General features: G+C 72.9%; 14 protein-coding genes. 13 read left to right on the forward strand and 1 reads right to left on the reverse strand.

Annotated features, from left to right (window positions below; genetic code table 11):
- Positions 1-14 precede the first annotated feature (14 nt).
- The 3 genes from Sspor_RS26905 to Sspor_RS26915 all read left to right on the forward strand — a co-directional run bounded on the left by Sspor_RS26905 (position 15) and on the right by Sspor_RS26915 (position 2,226).
- Positions 15-365, forward strand: a complete 351-nt coding sequence (locus tag Sspor_RS26905; protein ID WP_202204146.1) for a DUF6412 domain-containing protein — start codon at positions 15-17, stop codon at positions 363-365.
- Between the two features lie 121 nt (positions 366-486).
- Positions 487-1,245, forward strand: a complete 759-nt coding sequence (locus Sspor_RS26910; protein ID WP_202201413.1) for a YidC/Oxa1 family membrane protein insertase — start codon at positions 487-489, stop codon at positions 1,243-1,245.
- Between the two features lie 123 nt (positions 1,246-1,368).
- Entirely contained in the window at positions 1,369-2,226 is an 858-nt protein-coding gene (locus Sspor_RS26915; protein WP_202201414.1) for a fumarylacetoacetate hydrolase family protein, read from the forward strand.
- A gap of 115 nt (positions 2,227-2,341) precedes the next feature.
- Here Sspor_RS26915 and Sspor_RS26920 read toward each other — a convergent pair whose 3' ends face one another.
- The gene (locus tag Sspor_RS26920; RefSeq protein WP_202201415.1) at positions 2,342-3,439 is read right to left on the reverse strand and encodes a Gfo/Idh/MocA family oxidoreductase; all 1,098 of its coding nucleotides are present in this window, start codon (positions 3,437-3,439) and stop codon (positions 2,342-2,344) included.
- An 89-nt stretch (positions 3,440-3,528) separates the two neighbouring features.
- On the opposite strand from Sspor_RS26920, the gene Sspor_RS26925 reads away from it, so the two are divergent.
- The 10 genes from Sspor_RS26925 (at position 3,529) to Sspor_RS26970 (ending at position 14,248) form a co-directional block, all read left to right on the forward strand.
- Positions 3,529-4,713 (forward strand): ROK family transcriptional regulator, encoded by a 1,185-nt coding sequence (locus Sspor_RS26925; protein WP_202201416.1) that lies wholly within the window; start codon positions 3,529-3,531, stop codon positions 4,711-4,713.
- Between the two features lie 264 nt (positions 4,714-4,977).
- Positions 4,978-5,721 (forward strand): hypothetical protein, encoded by a 744-nt coding sequence (locus Sspor_RS26930; protein ID WP_202201417.1) that lies wholly within the window; start codon positions 4,978-4,980, stop codon positions 5,719-5,721.
- A gap of 135 nt (positions 5,722-5,856) precedes the next feature.
- Complete coding sequence (locus Sspor_RS26935; protein ID WP_202201418.1) at positions 5,857-6,621, forward strand: GntR family transcriptional regulator; 765 nt, start codon at positions 5,857-5,859, stop codon at positions 6,619-6,621.
- Between the two features lie 148 nt (positions 6,622-6,769).
- The gene (locus Sspor_RS26940) at positions 6,770-7,897 is read left to right on the forward strand and encodes a TIGR03364 family FAD-dependent oxidoreductase (RefSeq protein ID WP_202201419.1); all 1,128 of its coding nucleotides are present in this window, start codon (positions 6,770-6,772) and stop codon (positions 7,895-7,897) included.
- A gap of 5 nt (positions 7,898-7,902) precedes the next feature.
- Positions 7,903-8,616 (forward strand): phosphonatase-like hydrolase, encoded by a 714-nt coding sequence (locus Sspor_RS26945; RefSeq protein ID WP_202201420.1) that lies wholly within the window; start codon positions 7,903-7,905, stop codon positions 8,614-8,616.
- Positions 8,613-9,680 carry an ABC transporter ATP-binding protein gene (locus Sspor_RS26950; RefSeq protein ID WP_202201421.1) on the forward strand — a complete coding sequence of 356 codons (1,068 nt, stop codon included), beginning with the start codon at positions 8,613-8,615 and terminating at the stop codon, positions 9,678-9,680. The genes Sspor_RS26945 and Sspor_RS26950 overlap by 4 nt, the downstream gene beginning before the upstream one ends.
- Complete coding sequence (locus tag Sspor_RS26955; protein WP_202201422.1) at positions 9,643-10,623, forward strand: 2-aminoethylphosphonate ABC transporter permease subunit; 981 nt, start codon at positions 9,643-9,645, stop codon at positions 10,621-10,623. Before Sspor_RS26950 ends, Sspor_RS26955 begins: the two co-directional genes overlap by 38 nt.
- Entirely contained in the window at positions 10,610-11,407 is a 798-nt protein-coding gene (locus Sspor_RS26960) for an ABC transporter permease (protein ID WP_202201423.1), read from the forward strand. The genes Sspor_RS26955 and Sspor_RS26960 overlap by 14 nt, the downstream gene beginning before the upstream one ends.
- Positions 11,408-11,484: 77 nt before the next feature.
- Positions 11,485-12,558: a 2-aminoethylphosphonate ABC transporter substrate-binding protein gene (locus Sspor_RS26965; protein WP_202201424.1), complete on the forward strand. Its 1,074-nt coding sequence runs from the start codon at positions 11,485-11,487 to the stop codon at positions 12,556-12,558.
- A 160-nt stretch (positions 12,559-12,718) separates the two neighbouring features.
- A complete protein-coding gene (locus Sspor_RS26970; protein WP_266817610.1) occupies positions 12,719-14,248 on the forward strand; it encodes an alkaline phosphatase family protein in 1,530 nt (509 codons plus the stop codon).
- Positions 14,249-14,320 lie beyond the last annotated feature (72 nt).

A 14,320-nucleotide genomic window follows, 5' to 3' on the forward strand; every position in this document is an offset into this window, starting at 1 on the left:
AGGGGGAGGTCCGTATGGCTCGGCAACGACGCGAAGGCGGCCTGCTGTCCCTCGCCCTGTACGCGGGGACCTCGCGGGTCCTTGCCCTGCTGCTCCCGGTCGTGCTGCTCGGCGGAATCCTCGGGCTGTTCGCCGGGGAGGGCGGGCTGGGCGCCGTGGTGGTCGCCCTCGCGGCCACCGTCGCCGTGGGCACCGCGGCCCTCGCCGCTGCCGCGCGGCTCGTACGGCCCGTGCCGCCGCACCGAATACGCACCGCGATCCGTGATCGCGAGCAGCGCACGGCTTTCCTGCCGCAGCGTGATCCCGATGCCTCGGGCCGGTCGCGGCCCAGGGCGCCCGGCCGTCTCGTCCCGACGGCCGCGTAGGGGCGCGCAGTACTTCTCGTTCCCGCCTTCTGCTGACTGATTCACTGTCGTCGCCCCTCGCGGGTCGTCACGCCGAAATGCACCTCTTTCGACGTTCGACGAGACCCTTCGGAGGGCCCGCGTGTCCGTTTTCACCCACCTTGTTGCTGAGCTGGGCCGGCTGCTGGAGCCGGTACTGGCGCAATCCGCGACCGCTGCCGCGATCGTGCTGTTCACCGTGCTCGTACGGCTCGCGCTGCACCCGCTGAGCCGGGCCGCCTTCCGCGGTGCGACCCCGGTGGCCGGCTGTCTGCCCATGCTGCTCCAGCTGCCGGTGTTCTTCCTCATGTACAAGACGTTCTCGTCGGGGGGAGAGCTGCTGAGCCATCGGCTCTTCGCCGCGCCGCTGGGGGCCCGGTGGACCGAGGCGCTGGGTGAGGGCGGCCCGTTCGGGGCGCAGGGGCTGGTGTTCCTCGGGCTGTTCGGGGCGATCGCGGTGGTCGCCGCGTGGAGCGCGGTGCGGGGGCGCCGGACGGCCGCCTCGGTCGCCGCGGCCGCTGCCGCCGCCGCAGCCACTGCGCCCAAGAAGGCCGCTGCCGCCAAGAAGCCCGGGACCGGCGGCGGGGCCAAGGCCGTCCCCAAGGCCGGGGCCGGGGTCATGGGCGAGGTGAGTGCCGAGCAGCAGGAGGTCATGCGCAAGCTGGGCGGCGTACTGCCCCTGCTGTCGTTCGGGACGCTGATCACTGCCGCCGTGGTGCCGCTGGCCGCCGGGCTCTACCTGCTGACCACCACCGCGTGGTCGGTGGCGGAGCGGGCCTGGCTCCAGCACCGCAAGGAGCGGGCGGAGCAGTCTGAACCGGCGGAGCAGGCGGCGGGTGGAGGCGTGCGTTCCAGCCTGTGAACAGGGTCTTGCGGATTGGGTGGACATCTTGGAGGATCGACCAAATCCTCCGATGGCCGCAACCCATCGGCCGGCCCTGGGCACGCCCCGGGGCCGACCACCCACGACCACGGGAGAATGCCCATGAAGCTGCTGCGTGTCGGACCCGTAGGGTCGGAGCGCCCCGCGCTGCTCGACCGGGACGGGACCCTGCGCGACCTGTCCGGCCTGATCACGGATGTGGACGGTGGCCTGCTCGCCGACGACTCCGTGCTGACCCGGGTACGGGACGCGGCCGCGTCCGGTGAGCTTCCGGTCCTGAGCCCCGAAGGCCTGCGCATCGGCGCCCCGGTCGGCCGCATCGGCAAGGTCGTGGGCATCGGCCTGAACTACTTCGGCCACGCCGCCGAGATCGGCGCGGAGCCGCCGGCCGAGCCGATCCTGTTCCTGAAGGCCCCGGACACCGTGGTCGGCCCGGACGACACCGTGCTGATCCCGCGCGGCAGCGTGAAGACCGACTGGGAAGCCGAGCTCGGCGTCGTCATCGGCAGCACCGCCCGCTACCTGGACTCGGCCGTGCAGGGGCTCGCACACGTCGGCGGATACGTGCTGGTCAACGACGTCTCGGAGCGCGAGTTCCAGATCGAGCGCGGCGGCACCTGGGACAAGGGGAAGAACTGCGAGACCTTCACCCCGGTCGGCCCCTGGCTGCTCACCGCCGACGAGGTCCCGAACCCGCAGGTCCTGGACGTGAAGCTGTGGGTCAACGGTGAGCTCAAGCAGGACGGCAACACCTCGGACCAGATCTTCCCGGTCGGCGAGGTCGTCCGGTACCTGAGCCACTTCATGACCCTGTACCCGGGCGATGTCATCGTCACCGGTACGCCCGGTGGCGTCGCCATGGGGCAGCCGGAGCCGAAGCCCTACCTGCGGGCCGGTGACGTCGTCGAGGTGGAGATCGAGGGTCTCGGCCGTCAGCGCCAGGAGTTCAAGGGCGCGTAGCCGCCTCGACTCGAACGTGTACGCCGCGCACGCGGCGCGCGTGTACGCAGGGGCGGGGCCGCCATCGGCGGCCCCGCCTCTCACGTGCGTGCGCGGCTCCGGTACGCGCCGACGTTCAGCGCTCTGAACGGCCGGGGAGCTCCACGACCACGCCCTCCTCGGACGACCGGCGGGCCGCCTCCAGTACGTCGAGGCACTGCGCGGCCTCCTGCGCCGTCACGGGCGCGGGCCCGCCCGTGCGCAGCGCGGCCGCCACCGCCGCGTAGTACGCCGGGTAGTCGCCCTGCTCGGTGGGGACCGGGATCCCGCCGCCGGTCAGCGGGGACTCGCCGGAGCCCAGCCGCCCCCACAGGTGCGGGGGCTCCTCGCCCCAGGGCAGGTCCCCGCCCGGCCGCAGTCCGTCGCGCAGGGCGCCCTCCTGCGGGTCGAGGCCGTACTTCACGTAGCCGGCCCGGGAGCCCAGGACGCGCAGCCGAGGTCCGAGCTGGGCGGTGGTCGCGCTGACGTAGAGGTGGGAGCGGACCCCGTTCGCGTGGGTGAGGGCGATGAAGGTGTCGTCGTCGGTCTCGGCGCCCGGGCGGCGCACGTCGGTCTCCGCGTAGACGCGTACGGCCGGGCCGAACAGCACCAGCGCCTGGTCCACGACGTGACTGCCGAGGTCGTACAGCAGACCGCCGATCTCCTCCGGGGCGCCCGACTCGCGCCAGCCGCCCTTCAGCTGCGGGCGCCAGCGCTCGAAACGGGATTCGAAGCGCTGGACCTCGCCGAGCTCGCCGTCGGCGATGAGCCGGCGCAGGGTGAGGAAGTCGTTGTCCCAGCGGCGGTTCTGGAAGACGGAGAGGAAGGTTCCGCTGCGGTCCGCGAGGGCGGCCAGCGCGCGGGCCTCGGCCGCGGTGGCGGCGAGCGGCTTGTCCACGACCACCGGGATCCCGGCTTCGAGGGCGGTGGTGGCGAGCGGCACGTGCGTCCGGTTGGGGGAGGCGATCACGACCAGGTCGAGGTCCCGGTCCCACAGCTCGTCGGCGGTGGCGGCGATGTGCACGTCGGGGAACTCCGCGCGGGCCTGGGCCTGCCGGGCCGGGTCGGAGGTGACGACGGTGTCGAGGGTGAGCCCGTCCGTGGCGGACACGAGGGGGGCGTGGAAAACGGAACCGGCGAGTCCGTAGCCGATGAGGCCGACGCGGAGGGGGGTGGTGGGGGCGGAGGTGCTCATGGGAACCACTTTGGCGACAGTGTTGTCAAAGTGCAAGGAGGGTGGACAATGGGCGAGTGAACAGGGGTAGCGGGGAGAGTCGCGGCGGGGTGAACCTGCCTGCGCTGCGCGGGTACAACGAGGCGCTGCTGCTGGACCTGCTGCGCGGCGCCGGACCGGCGGGCCTGGGCCGCACCGAACTCGCGGCCCGTACGGGGCTCACCCCGCAGGCCGTCAGCAAGATCACGGCCCGGCTCGGCGCGGACGGGCTGGTCGCGGAGGCCGGCCGCGCGGCGTCCACCGGCGGCAAGCCGCGCACCCTGCTCCGGCTGGTGCCGGACGTGCGCCACGCCGTCGGAGTGCACCTGGACCGCGACGAGATCCTTGCGGTACGGGTGGACCTGGCGGGCCGCGTCGTCGCCGAGAGCGGGGGCCCGCTGGACTTCGGGGCCGGTCCGGAGGCGGCGGTGGAGGCGGTGGTACGGGCGGTCGCGCGGGTCGCGGACCCGGCCGGGCTGCCGCTGCTGGGCGTCGGGGTGGCCGCACCGGGGCCGCTCGACCACCGGGCCGGGGCGATGGGGCGGGTGACGGGGTTCCCGAGCTGGAAGGGCTTCCCGCTGCGGGGGGTGCTGGAGGGACGGCTGGGCCTGCCGGTGGTGCTGGACAAGGACACGAACGCCGGTGCGGCCGCGGCTGCCGGGGCGTGGCTCCGGGCCGCGTGGCCGGAGGCGGATGCGGAGGCCGGTGCGGGCGTGGATGCGGGTGCCTACGCGGGTGCGGCCGTGGGTGCGGATGCCGTGCGGGGCGTGGCTGTCGGGCCGGACGTGGACGCGTACATCGGCGGCGGGCCGCGCACCTGCGTCTACCTGCACGTCGGGACCGGGCTGGGCGCGGGGTTGTGGCTGGGCAACGGGGTCTACCGGGGTGCCCGCTCGGCGGCGGGGGAGTTCGGCCACCAGGTGCTGCTGCTGGACGGGCCGCCGTGCCGGTGCGGGGCGCGCGGCTGCGTGGAGGTGCTGTGCCTGGGGGCGGTGGCCCGAGGCGATCTGTCCGAGGCGGCACGGATCCTGGGCGAGGGTGCGGCCAACCTGGTCGCGCTGCTGGATGTGGACCGGGTGCTGCTGGGCGGGCGTGTGGTGACGGCGGCGCCGGAGGTCTTCGTGGCCGGGGTCGGCGCCGTTCTCGCGGCCCGCGCGCTGGATCCGGCCCGGCCGGTGGTCGCCCTGGCAGGGGCGGGTGTGGCGGAGGGGGCGGCGGAGCTGGCGCTGGCGCCGTTGTTCGGGCGCGAGGGGTGAGGGGTGCCGTGCCGTGCCCTGCCCTGCCGTGCCCTGCCGTGCCCTGCCGTGCCGTTGCCCGGGCTCTGCCCGGGCCCGCGCCTCGATCGCCGGCGGGGTGGGGGCGGGGGATTTGACCTCATCCACCATCCGGGCGTAAACCAGAACAACTCAGGCGTGGCTCCCGGTGAGGGGTCGCGCGGGGGTGGCAGGGTGCGGGCAGGGCCGGGGTGATTGTCACCTCGTCCGATCATCGTCCCGTCCGGCGAGCAGCGAAGGTCTTCCATGCGACTACGCAAAGCCCTTGCCCTCACCGCCGTCCTCTCCGGCGCCCTGGTCGCCGCCACCGCACCCACCGCCGGAGCCGACATCGGCGCGGGCGGCGGACGTCCCGCACCGGCACTGCCCTCGCGCGCGCAGGCCACCTGCGGCGACGGGAAGAGCACCGCCTTCCCGATCGGGGCGCGGATCCGTGGCGGTCCGGCCGTGTACCGCACCGGTGCCGGGCTGCAGACCTGGTACCTGGACCTGACCAACACCACCAACTCCGAGTGCACGGCCATCCACCCGATCGTCGTCTTCACGGACAAGGCCCACACCCTGCGCCCCGCGCACCTGCGCATGGAGTTCGACGCCCCGGGCGGCACCTTCCCGGTCAGCCTGGAGCACAGCGACCGCGACGAGATCATCGCCGTCTTCGACGGCGGCGACGCCTTCCCCGGGTTCACCGTCGGCCCCGGCGGTTCCCTGACCGTCAAGGTGGGCCTCTCCTTCGCTCCGGACGCGCCCGTCGGCGAGGTCGTCGCCGATGCCGCCCTCGTCCAGCGCAAGGGGGACGACGGCGACTGGATCGGCGAGGCGGGCGGGTACCGGTTCTCGGTCGAGGGGCCGGCGGATCCCGTCGAGGCGGGCTCCCTCGCCCATACGGGACCGCGTGAATGGGCCTACGGCACAGGCGCCGTGGCCGCGCTCGCCGCCGGTGGAGGCCTGCTGCTGGGTGCCCGTCGGCTGCGCCGTTCCGCACGCTGAACCGCCCGTCGCGGAGCCCGCAGACGCCCGCCCCGGCGTCCGCCGACTGACCGCCCCGCCTCCGCTCACCGTCCGTCCCGGCGCCCGCGGACCGCCCGCGCGGTGACCGGCTGCCGCCCCGCATAGAGTCCCACCGTGGAAGAACAGACCCAGCGGCACCGCCCCGGCTCACCCGTGCGTTCCGGCATTCCCGAACACGGCCGCATCCCCAAGTACTACGCCGTCAAGGCCCGGATCGCCGAGCTCCTCGACGAGCTCGGCGAGGGTGGCACGCTGCCCACCGAGCGCGATCTCGCCGAGCGGTACGAGGTGTCCCGCGAGACCGTCCGCCAGGCTCTGCGCGAGCTGCTCCTGGAGGGCCGGCTGCGCCGCTCCGGCCGCGGGACCGTCGTCGCCGGCCCCAAGCTGGAGCAGCCGCTCTCCCTCGCCAGCTACACCGAAGGCGTGCGCCGCCAGGGCCGTCGCCCGGGCCGTCATCTCATCGGCCTGGAGCAGTTCCCCTGCCCGCCCGACCTTGCGCCCGGTATCGGCGCCGAGCCCGGCGAGCCCGTCTGGCACCTGGAGCGGGTCCTGCTGGCCGACGACGAGCGCGTCGGCCTGGAGAGTACGTACATCCGCGTGGCCCGGGCCCCCCGCCTGGACGGCGACTTCCCGCCGGACTCCTCCTTCTACGGATACCTCCGCGACAGCCTCGGCATCTCCTTCGGCGAGGCCGACGAGAAGCTGGAGACGGTCCTGGCGACCCCGCGCGAAGCCCTGTTGATCGGCACGCCGCCCGCGCTCCCCATGCTGCTCATCCACCGTTTCTCGCGCGACCAGGACGGCCGGCCGCTGGAGCGCGTGCGTTCGCTCTACCGTGGTGACCGGTTCAGCTTCACGACCCGCCTGCGGGCCGAGTAGCCACACAGCAAAGCACTCGTAATAAACGAAATGGGGCAAAGTGAAGTCACAAAAAGATAACGGGTCTAGTCCAAGTGTCGAGGGTTGTTCACCGGCGAGTCGCCGGACCGACCTTCCCGGGTCACGGACCCGACCCACCGTTGGTGGCGTGAGAGTCATAGTCGTCGGAGGCGGCGTGGTCGGCACCATGCACGCCTGGCAAGCAGTCGAACGCGGCCACGAGGTCGTCCAGATCGAGCGAGAAGCGGAGGCCCGCGGCGCGTCCCTGCGCAACTTCGGCCAGATCTGGGTCAGCGGACGAGCCGGGGGAGAGGAGCTCGACACCGCCCTGCGGGCCCGCGAGCTCTGGGAGCGCATCGGCGCCGAGGTGCCCGGCCTGGGCTTTCGCGCCAACGGCTCCCTCACCCCCGTCCGCACCCCACGCGAACTCGCGGTCGCCGAGGCGGCCCTGGCCCGCCCGGACGCCGCCGCCCGCGGCTACAAGCTGCTCACCGCGGCCGAGGCGCGGGAGATCAACCCGGCCCTGCGCGGCGCGTTCGAGGCCGCCCTGTGGTGCGAGCGGGACGCGGCCGTCGAGCCGCGCACCGCGCAGCTCCACCTGCGCGAGGCCCTGCGGGCCCGGGCGGACGGCCGCTACACCTTCCTCCCCGGCCGGGAGGTCCGCGAGGTGACCGGTCCCGGCGCCGTCCGCGACGACCACGGTGACGTCCACCGCGCCGACACGGTGGTCCTGGCCACCGGGGCCTGGCTGTCCGGACTCGTCCGCGAACTCGCCCCCGACCTGCCCGTACGCCGCGTCCGCCTGCAGATGATGCAGACCGACCCGCTCGGCGAGCCGCTGACCACCTCGGTCGCCGACGCCGACAGCTTCCGCTACTACCCCGCCTACAAGTCCCCCGCGCTCGACACCCTCAACGCCGAGCAGGAGCAGGTGCCGGTCGCCGCCGAGCACAAGATGCAGCTGCTGATGGTCCAGCGCCAGGACGGCGGACTGACCATCGGCGACACCCACGAGTACGAGCACCCCTTCGCCTTCGACACCCTCGAAGACCCCTACGAGCACGTCGCCGCCGTGGCCGAGTCCTTCCTCGGCCGCCCGCTGCCGAAGATCCGCCGCCGCTGGGCAGGCGTGTACGCGCAATGCGCCGACACCACCCGCGTCGTCCACCGCCAGCAGGTGGCCGACGGCGTCTGGCTGGTGACCGGACCCGGCGGACGCGGCATGACCTGCTCGCCCGCCATAGCCGAGACCACCGCGAACGAACTGGGCTGGTAAGTCAGATGAGCGACATCACCCCCGAAACCGACGTCACCCGACGCAAGTTGGTCGTCCTCGACATGGCCGGAACCACCGTCGCCGACGGCGGCCTCGTCGAGCGCGCCTTCGAGCAGGCCGCCGAGCGCCTCGGCGTCGAACCCGGCACCCCCGACCACGCCGAGAAGCTCCGGTACGTCCTCGACACCATGGGCGAGTCCAAGATCTCGGTCTTCCGCCACCTCTTCGGTACGGAGGAGCTCGCCCAGCGCGCCAACTCCGCCTTCGAGGCGGCCTACGGCGCACTCGTCGACGGCGGCCTCGTCACCCCGCTCCCCGGAGCCCGCGCCGCGATCGAGCAGCTCCGCGCCGACGGCCGTACCGTCGTCCTGACCACCGGCTTCGCCCGCGTCACCCAGGACGCCATCCTCGACGCCCTCGGCTGGCAGGACCTCGCCGACCTCACCCTCTGCCCCGCGGACGCGGGCGGCCGCGGCCGCCCCTACCCGGACATGGTGCTGACCGCGTTCCTGCGGACCGGCGCCGTGGCCGACGTACGCGACGTCGTGGTCGCGGGCGACACCGCCTACGACATGATGAGCGGCCGCCGCGCCGGCGCGGGCATCGTCGCGGGCGTCCTCACCGGCGCCCACGACCGCGCGGCGCTCACCGGGAACGGCGCCACCCACGTCCTGGACTCCGTAGCCGGACTCCCGGCCCTCCTCGTGGAGTCGTCGTGAGCGGTATCCGTTTCGACGGGGTCAGCGTCGCCTACGGCGGCAACACCGTCCTGGACCGCCTCGACCTCACCGTCGAGCCGGGCGAGGTGATGGCCCTGCTCGGCCCCTCCGGTTCGGGCAAGACCACGGCCCTGCGCGCCGTCGCCGGTTTCGTACGGCCCGTCGCGGGGCGGGTGCTGATCGGCGGCCGGGACGTCACCGCGCTCCCGCCGCACAAGCGCGGCATCGGCATGGTCGTCCAGCAGTACGCGCTCTTCCCGCACATGCGGGTCGAGGACAACGTCGCCTTCGGCCTCAAGGCGCAGAAGGCCGGGAAGGCCGGGATCCCGGGGCGGGTCGCCGAGGCGCTGGAGATGACCGGCATGGCGGCCTACGCACGGCGCTACCCGCGCGAGCTCTCCGGCGGCCAGCAGCAGCGCGTGGCCATCGCCCGCGCGCTGGCGATCCGCCCCGGGGTGCTCCTGCTCGACGAGCCGCTGTCCGCACTCGACGCGCAGCTGCGCTCCGGGATGCTCACCGAGCTGGCCCGGCTGCACCGCGAGCTGCCCGACGTGTCGATTCTGTACGTCACCCACGACCAGGTGGAGGCGCTCACGCTGGCCGACCGCATCGCCGTCATGGACAAGGCCCGGCTGCAGGACTGCGGGACCCCGCAGGAGCTGTACCGGGCGCCGCGCACCGAGTTCACGGCGTCGTTCGTCGGCAACGCGAATCTGCTGCCGGTGACGGTGGCCGAGCACGGCGCGGTCTTCGAGGGCCGGACGCTGACGCTCGATCGCGGGCGCGCGGCGCCGGGCTCCACGGCCACGCTGTGCGTACGGCCGCACGTGTTCGGCCTCGGCGCCGGCCCCGGTCACGATGCCGGCCCCAACGCGCTGAGCGGCACCCTCGCCGAGGTCCAGTGGCGCGGCTCGACGCACCGGCTGTACGTGGACGTAGGCGGCCACCGGGTGAAGGCGGACCTTCCCGAGCTGCGGGAGACGCCCGCGCTGGGGGACCGGGTCACGCTGCACTTCGAGCCGCGGGATGCGGTGCTGTTGGGGGCGGGGGTGTCCCGTGCCTGACGCCCCGCCGCAGGCCCGTGCCGTCCCGGCCCGACCCCGGGGCTCCGGCCCGGACCCCGCGCCTCGAACGCCGGCGGGGCTGGCGCGGCCGGCGGGGCCGGCGGGGCCAAGGGAGCCGAGGGGCAAGGTGCCGCGGGGGGTGTGGGCTGTGCCGCCCGTTGCCGTGCTCGGGGTGGTGTTCCTGTATCCGCTCGCGCTCGTCGTCCAGCAGTCGCTCAGCCCCGACAGCGGCGGCGGGGCCTTCGACACCTACTCCGCCGTCTTCGCCTCGCAGAGCTTCCGCGAAGCTCTCGGGACCACCGTCTGGCTGGCCGTCGGTGCCACCGCCGGCTGCCTCGTACTCGGCTTCGCGCTCGCACTGGTCATCGCCTTCGTGCCCTTCCCCGGGGCCCGCGCCGTCGCCAAGTTCATCGACGTCTTCCTCTCCTTCCCCTCCTTCCTCATCACCCTCGCCCTCCTCTTCGTCTACGGAACGGTCGGCATGGCCAACGGCCTCGTCACCGACCTCACCGGCGCCGCCGAGGGACCCTTCCACTTCCTCACCACCCCGTGGGGCGTCCTGCTCGCGGAGATCACGTACTTCACGCCCTTCGTGATGCGCCCGCTGCTCGCCGCCTTCTCCCAGCTGGACACCGCCCAGCTGGAGGTCGCCGCCGGCCTCGGAGCCCGGCCCGCCCGGATCGTCCGGCAGGTGATCCTGCCCGAGGCCCTCCCGGCCCTCGCCGCGGGCGGCAGCCTCGTCCTGGTCATGTGCCTGAACGAGTTCGGGATCGTCCTGTTCACCGGCGCCAAGGACGTCACGACCCTCCCGATGCTCATCTACGGCAAGGCCATCCTCGAATCCGACTACTCGGCCGCCTGCGTGGTCGCCGTCGTCAACATCGCTATATCCGTCGGCCTGTTCGGCCTCTACCGGGTGGTGGGCAAGCGTGCTGGTGCATAGCAAGAGCGGCCGCTGGGCCGCCTGGGCCCTCTTCGGCCTCCTCTTCCTGCCACTGTTCGCCCTGCCCCTGCTCGTCGTGGTCGCGGCCTCCTTCGCCACCCACTGGTCCGGGGCCTTCCCCTCCGGTCCGACCACCGGGAACTACGCGGCCGCCGTGCGCGGCGAGTCCCTCCAGGCCCTGACCACCAGCCTGGTCACCGCCCTCGCCGCCAGCCTCCTCGCGCTCGCCGTCGGCACCTGGGCCGCGCTCGCCGCGGCCACGCTGAGGAAGCGCGGCAAACGGATCATCGACGCGCTGTTCGTGCTGCCCGTCGCCGTGCCGTCCGTGGTCGTCGGCCTCGCCGTGCTCGTCGCCTTCAGCCGGCCGCCGGTCCTGCTCAACGGCACCAGCTCGATCGTCATCCTGGCGCACACGATCCTTGTCACGGCGTTCGCCCACCAGTCGGTCTCGGCGGCGATCGTACGGCTCGACCCCGCGTACGAGCAGGCGGCCGCCTCCCTGGGCGCCCGTCCCGCGTACGTGCTGTGGCGGGTCAGGCTCCCCCTCCTGCTGCCGTCCCTCACGGCCGCGGCCGGCCTCTGCTTCGCCCTGTCCATGGGCGAGTTGAGTGCCACGATGATGCTCTACCCGCCGGACTGGATGCCCCTGCCCGTCCGCGTCTTCACCGCCACCGACCGCGGTTCGCTCTTCGGCGGATCCGCCGTCGCCGTGGTCCTGATGGCCACCACCCTGCTGGTCCTCCTGGCCGTCTCCCGCGTCCGTACCAAGGCCTCGTACCGCTGAACGCGCCGACCGCCGACCCCCTCTACCGCGCACCGCCTCATTTCCCCGCTGACTCCCTTTCCCTGTAAGGAAGTTCCATGACCGCGAAGAGACTCCCGCGCACCGCCACCGCCGTCACCGGCGCCCTCGCCCTCGCCTCCTCCCTCACCGCCTGCGGCGGGGACTCCGCCGCCGACTCCGAGGGCGGCGGGAAGGTCGTCACCGTCTACAGTGCCGACGGCCTCAAGAGCGAGAAGGGCGACGGCTGGTACGACAAGGTGTTCGCCGACTTCACGAAGAAGACCGGCATCGAGGTCAAGTACGTCGAGGGCGGCTCGGGCGAGATGGTGCAGCGCGCCGTCCGCGAGAGGACCAACACCCAGGCGGACGTACTGATCACCCTGCCGCCCTTCATCCAGCAGGCCGACGGGAAGGGCCTGCTGCAGTCCTACCGGCCGCAGGGCTCCGACAAGGTCAACGGCGCGGACAAGGCCGCCGACGGCAAGTGGACCTCGGTCGTCAAGAACTACTTCGGATTCGTCTACAACAAGAAGGAGCTCGCCGAGGCCCCCAAGACCTGGGAGGAGCTGCTGGAGGCCAAGTACAAGGGCAAACTGCAGTACTCCACCCCGGGTGTCGCGGGCGACGGTACGGCCGTGCTCATCAAGTCGATGCACGACTTCGGCGGCAAGGAGCCGGCGATGGAGTACCTGAAGAAGCTCCAGGCCAACAACGTCGGCCCGTCCTCCTCCACCAGCAAGCTCGCGCCCAAGACCGACAAGGGCGAGCTGCTCGTGGCCAACGGCGACGTCCAGATGAACTTCGCGCAGTCCAAGTCCATGCCGAACCTGGGCATCTGGTTCCCGGCGAAGGAGGGCGGCCGGCCCACCAGCTTCGCGCTGCCGTACGCGGCCGGTCTGGTCGACAAGGCCCCGCACACCGAGAACGGCAGGAAGCTCCTCGACTTCCTCCTCAGCGAGGAGGCCCAGCAGCAGGTCAGCGGGGTCGGCGGCGGCTTCCCGGCGCGCACCGACGTCAAGCCGACCGACGCCAACGCCGTCGAACTCACCAAGCTCATGACGGGCGTGGAGATCTTCGAGCCGGACTGGGCCGACATCGACAAGAACCTCACCGGCTACGTCGACGCGTGGAAGTCGGCGACCGGCAGCTGACCGGTCACTTCCCGGCCACCCCCGACCGGCAGAGTGACCCTTGCATAACGGGTCTGGACCGAAGACCGCACCTTCGGTCCGGCCCCGCCTCTCGCCCCCGCTCCCTTCCCCGCTCCTTTCCCCGCACCTTTCCCCGCTCACTTGCTCCCAGGAGGAGTACGTGTCCCCTGTCCTGCCCGGACGTCGCGCCCTCGCCGCGACCGCCGTCACCTCCGCCCTGATCGCCGCCACCGCCGCAGCCGCGCCCGCCGGCGCCGCTCCCGCCGCCGCGGCGGCCAACACCGACAAGGTCCTCGTCATCGGGATCGACGGCGCCGTCCTGGACCGCGTCAAGGCCGCCGCCGCGCCCCACCTGAACGGCCTGATGGCCCAGGGGCTGACCGCCCGCAGCACCCTCTACGCCGGCCCGATGGCCGCCACCTCCTCGGGCCCCGGCTGGTCCACCATCGCCACCGGGGTCTGGCCCGACAAGCACGGCGTGAAGGACAACTCCTTCACCGGCAAGAACTACACCGCCCACCCGGACTTCCTGACCCGCATCGAGAACGCCAGGCCGGCGCTCAACACGTACGCGGCCGCCGACTGGGAGCCCGTCACCTCCACCGACCAGAACGGCCCGATCTTCTCCTCGAAGGTCGACAGGCGCCTCTCCCTCAAGGGCGACCGCGACGGCTACCGCACCGAGGACCCGAAGATCGCCGCGGCCGCCGCCGCCGAACTGCAGGGCCAGAACCCGGACGCCGCCTTCGTCTACCTCGGCGAGATCGACGCGGCCGGCCACGCCTACGGCGCCGCCAGCCAGCAGTACCTCGACACCGTCGCCCGCGTCGACACCCTGGTCGGCCAGCTCCTGACCGCCGTCAAGAACCGCCCGACGTACGCCCAGGAGAACTGGAAGATCCTGGTCACCACCGACCACGGCCACACCGACTCCGGCGGCCACGGCGGCTCGACCATCCAGGAGCGCGGCACCTTCGTCATCGCCAAGGGCGCGGGCATCCCGGCCGGCTCCGTACGCGCCGACGTGCGGCTGACCGACGTCGCGGCCACCGCGCTCGCCCAGGTCGGCGTGAGCGGCTCCGGCCTCGACGGCGTCCCGCTGAACGCCCCGGACGACGACCCGTTCGACACGCTGCGCCCGAACCTCCTGGCCCGGGTGGACGAGACGGGCATCCCGGCCGCGGTGAAGGGCTTCACGCACACCCCGCCCGCCGGCTGGTCCGTCGACAACTCCAGGATGGGCGCGGGCGGTGTCACCGAGTGGGCCGGCTGGGCGTTCGCGACCGACGAGTTCTGGAGCCAGTCGCAGCGCGACCAGTGGCGCGAGCTGAACGTCCGCTCCCGTGACGTCTTCGCCGTCGCCGACTCCGACGAGTGGGACGACAAGAGCCACACCGGCACCTTCGACTCCACCCTCGTCACCCCCAAGTGGACGGTCGCGGGCGGCAGTACGCGCACCCTGACCTTCCAGACCCACTACCGCCACGAGGCCGGTCAGACCGCCCAGGTCCTGGTCTCCTACAGCGGCGCCGCCCCGACCGTGGTGAAGACCTACACCGCCGACGCGGTCGCCAAGGCCGAGTCCCTCGCCCTCCAGGTTCCGGCCGGCGCCACCGACGTCCAGGTCCGTTTCCGCTACAGCGGCGACAACAACTGGTTCTGGACCGTCGACAACGTCCGCCTGGGCTGACCCTTCCCCGTGGTCCGGGTCCGGGCTGTGGACGCCCAGGACGTCCACGGCCCGGCCCCGATAGGGTGGTAG

This window comes from Streptomyces spororaveus (assembly GCF_016755875.1).
Taxonomy (GTDB): Bacteria; Actinomycetota; Actinomycetes; order Streptomycetales; family Streptomycetaceae; genus Streptomyces; species Streptomyces spororaveus.

Bases quoted from the DNA above. Each gene is read 5' to 3' on its own strand.
- Sspor_RS26955 (WP_202201422.1), top strand. From the start codon at position 9,643: ATGCGGTGCTGTTGGGGGCGGGGGTGTCCCGTGCCTGACGCCCCGCCG.
- Sspor_RS26920 (WP_202201415.1), bottom strand. From the start codon at position 3,439: ATGAGCACCTCCGCCCCCACCACCCCCCTCCGCGTCGGCCTCATCGGC.
- Sspor_RS26965 (WP_202201424.1), top strand. From the start codon at position 11,485: ATGACCGCGAAGAGACTCCCGCGCACCGCCACCGCCGTCACCGGCGCC.
- Sspor_RS26915 (WP_202201414.1), top strand. From the start codon at position 1,369: ATGAAGCTGCTGCGTGTCGGACCCGTAGGGTCGGAGCGCCCCGCGCTG.
- Sspor_RS26930 (WP_202201417.1), top strand. From the start codon at position 4,978: ATGCGACTACGCAAAGCCCTTGCCCTCACCGCCGTCCTCTCCGGCGCC.
- Sspor_RS26905 (WP_202204146.1), top strand. From the start codon at position 15: ATGGCTCGGCAACGACGCGAAGGCGGCCTGCTGTCCCTCGCCCTGTAC.
- Sspor_RS26945 (WP_202201420.1), top strand. From the start codon at position 7,903: ATGAGCGACATCACCCCCGAAACCGACGTCACCCGACGCAAGTTGGTC.